The following is a 2333-nucleotide window of genomic DNA, read 5'->3' as shown; positions in this document are numbered from 1 at the left end:
AGATCGGCGAACGCCTGGGCGTCTCCCAGATGCACGTCTCCCGCCTGATCTCCCGCCTGCTGGCCCGACTGCGCGAAGGCATGCTCACCACCCAGTGACAGTGGCCGCGGATCATGTCGGCGGTGCCGAACATATCGGCCTTGCCGGACATGAGCTCCTTGCAGAGCTCCACCAGGTCCCCGTAGGGGAGTCGAATCCGTGGCCGCCGGCGTGCAGGTAGGCAATCGTCACGGCGCGTGCGTAACGGACATTGAGCGAAGGCAGCGGCCGCAGCAACAGCAGCGTGTGCAGCAACGCAGCCGCCCGCCACCACGGATCCGGCTCCACATCAAGGCGGGGCGGCTCTCGACATGATGCCGCGTCACAGCTGCCACGAGCGCTGAGAAGTCGCTTTCGTACGGCTGCTCGGGAAGAGCGGCCTGGCCGACGCAACCGCGGCCGCAGGCATCGATGACAGGCAGGTGCCCGGCGTAGGGCGGCCGCATGCCGGTCTCCGTGGATGTCGCGTCGGCGCCGGTAGTGGGTCTTTGCTCCGGGTGAGCCGTTGGGGGCAGCGAAGGCACGATTCTTCTTCCGTGCCACCGTACTTGGCGAGCAGGCCCAGCAACAGCAGGTAGCCAGGCACCGCAGCGCCCCGTGCCCCCTCTTTGCAGAAGAAGGGGCACGGGCGGGCTCGGCTCTGCTAGGTGCGCGGCAGGTGGGTGATGGTCTCCAGGTAGAAGGCGTCGATGCTCTGCACGGCGCGCTCGAAGCCCTCGAGGTTGACGGGCTTGGTCACGTAGGCGTTGGCGTGTTCCCTGTAGGCGCCGGTGACGTCGTCGGGCGCGGACGAGGTGGTCAGGACGACTACCGGGATCGTGCGCAGGTCCGGGTCCTGCTTGATGACGGCAAGCAGTTCGCGGCCGTTCATCCGGGGCATGTTGAGGTCCAGAACGATCAGATCCGGCCGGGGCTTGGCCGTGTCGCGGAGGTAGTCCAGGCCGGCCACGCCGTCGTGGACCTGGGTGAGGTTGCGGGCGCCGCGCGCCAGGAGCGCGTCCTCGATGAGCAGGGCGTCGGCCTCATCGTCCTCGACCAGCAGCACATCGTACGGGCGGACAGGGGCGGTCATCATCGAGTGCTCCCGGTTGGGGGGTCAGTTGCTGTGGGGGGCTGGTTGAGCAGGCCCGGCCACCGGCGGCGGGCACCTTGCCTGGTCATATTGGACGCCCGGCCGATTTGTGGATAACCGGCTCCAGCATCTGCGGCCTGGTGGGCGGCCTGAGCTTCCAGACGATCCACGGCCTGCTGGAGATGGGTGAGCAGATGCAGGTGCGCCAAAGCCTCCGCTTGCTCGGGGGAGTGATCCACCGGACCGCGCACAAGCTCAAAGACTTCAGGTACAAGCCGACCGACAAGGTCGTCGACCTCGCGGGCGACGAGTTCAACAATCTCAGCATCGGTCATCCGCAAAGAAAAATGGACGCCAGGCATGCCCCTAACCGTAGGGGACGCACCTCCAAGATGACAACAATGGTTGTCGTGGGCGGTACAGTGTCCTCGCCGTGTGCACGCCGGAGCGGCATCTGGACACTCGAGGAGTATTAGCGATGACCGCAGGGCAGGAACCGGCCGCCCGCCAGCGTCTCCTTTCTAGGTGGACGACGCGGCGGTGGCTGCGGGTCGGCGTGAGCGTCGCGCTCAGCTTGCTGGCTGTCCTGAGCGGGCTGGGAATCTGGGCCATGGACCGTGCCGCTTCGGTCACCACGGATCTCGTCAACACACGCTCGCCCGCACTGACGAACTCCATACGCCTGGAGGCCGCGCTGGTCAATCAGGAGACCGGCATCCGCGGATACGGCCTGACCGGGCAGAAAGAGTTCCTCGAGCCCTACCAGCAGGGCCTGGCCGACGAGAAGGCAGCTGTCGATCGGCTCAATCAGCTCCTGGTCGGCAATCCCCGTGCCCAGGCCGACCAGCGCACCGTGCTCAGCCGCGCAGGAGCCTGGCAGCAGCGCATCGCCACCCCCATCTCCAGCGTTCCCGCGGGCGCCCCCGCGCCACTTGCCAGCGATCGGGCCGCGGAAGGCAGGATCACCTTCGACCGCTTGCGTCAAGCAATGACGACCCAGCAGGACCACCTCGTTGACGCGCGCAGCAACGCCGTGGACGACCTGGCGCGCGCCGAGAGGCTACGCAACTGGGTTTTCACCGCTATCGCGCTGGTGATCGTACTGCTGGCCGTGGCAGTGTTCGAGGGACTGCGCCGCGGTATCACCGATCCTCTCAGCCGGCTCGGCACGGCTGCCCGCGAGGTGGCGCGGGGCCGTTTCGACCACCCCATCGACGTAGTC

4 protein-coding genes and 2 pseudogenes are annotated in these 2333 nt (G+C 67.2%); 3 read left to right on the top strand and 3 right to left on the bottom strand.

Going from position 1 to position 2333, the window contains the following annotated elements; genetic code table 11:
- A partial coding sequence (locus ADL25_RS45880) for a sigma factor-like helix-turn-helix DNA-binding protein (RefSeq protein ID WP_267889238.1) occupies positions 1–98 on the top strand: 98 nt, incomplete at its 5' end.
- An 8-nt stretch (positions 99–106) separates the two neighbouring features.
- Here the strand turns inward: ADL25_RS45880 and ADL25_RS50380 are convergent.
- The 3 genes and pseudogenes from ADL25_RS50380 to ADL25_RS08990 form a co-directional block, all read right to left on the bottom strand.
- Positions 107–461, bottom strand: a pseudogene (locus ADL25_RS50380) (hypothetical protein); the annotation flags it as partial.
- A pseudogene (locus ADL25_RS52150) lies at positions 433–561 on the bottom strand (IS110 family transposase); the annotation flags it as partial. The pseudogenes ADL25_RS50380 and ADL25_RS52150, both read right to left, overlap by 29 nt.
- A gap of 121 nt (positions 562–682) precedes the next feature.
- Positions 683–1114 carry a response regulator gene (locus ADL25_RS08990; RefSeq protein WP_059127138.1) on the bottom strand — a complete coding sequence of 144 codons (432 nt, stop codon included), beginning with the start codon at positions 1112–1114 and terminating at the stop codon, positions 683–685.
- Positions 1115–1251: 137 nt separating this feature from the next.
- On the opposite strand from ADL25_RS08990, the gene ADL25_RS08985 reads away from it, so the two are divergent.
- Positions 1252–1587, top strand: coding sequence for a hypothetical protein (locus ADL25_RS08985; protein WP_059127137.1), 336 nt, complete (start codon positions 1252–1254; stop codon positions 1585–1587).
- 2 nt (positions 1588–1589) lie between these two features.
- Positions 1590–2333 (top strand): CHASE3 domain-containing protein (locus ADL25_RS08980; RefSeq protein ID WP_199839130.1); only part of this gene is annotated, 744 nt, incomplete at its 3' end.

It is taken from the genome of Streptomyces sp. NRRL F-5122 (assembly GCF_001507435.1).
GTDB classification, from domain to species: domain Bacteria; phylum Actinomycetota; class Actinomycetes; order Streptomycetales; family Streptomycetaceae; genus Streptomyces; species Streptomyces lannensis.
The sequence above is the reverse complement of the archived record's forward strand: the minus strand, read 5'-3'. Positions and strand labels throughout refer to the sequence as shown.

What these genes read in the sequence shown, in the direction of transcription:
- ADL25_RS08990 (WP_059127138.1), bottom strand. Translation starts at nt 1,114, where the DNA reads ATGATGACCGCCCCTGTCCGCCCGTACGATGTGCTGCTGGTCGAGGAC.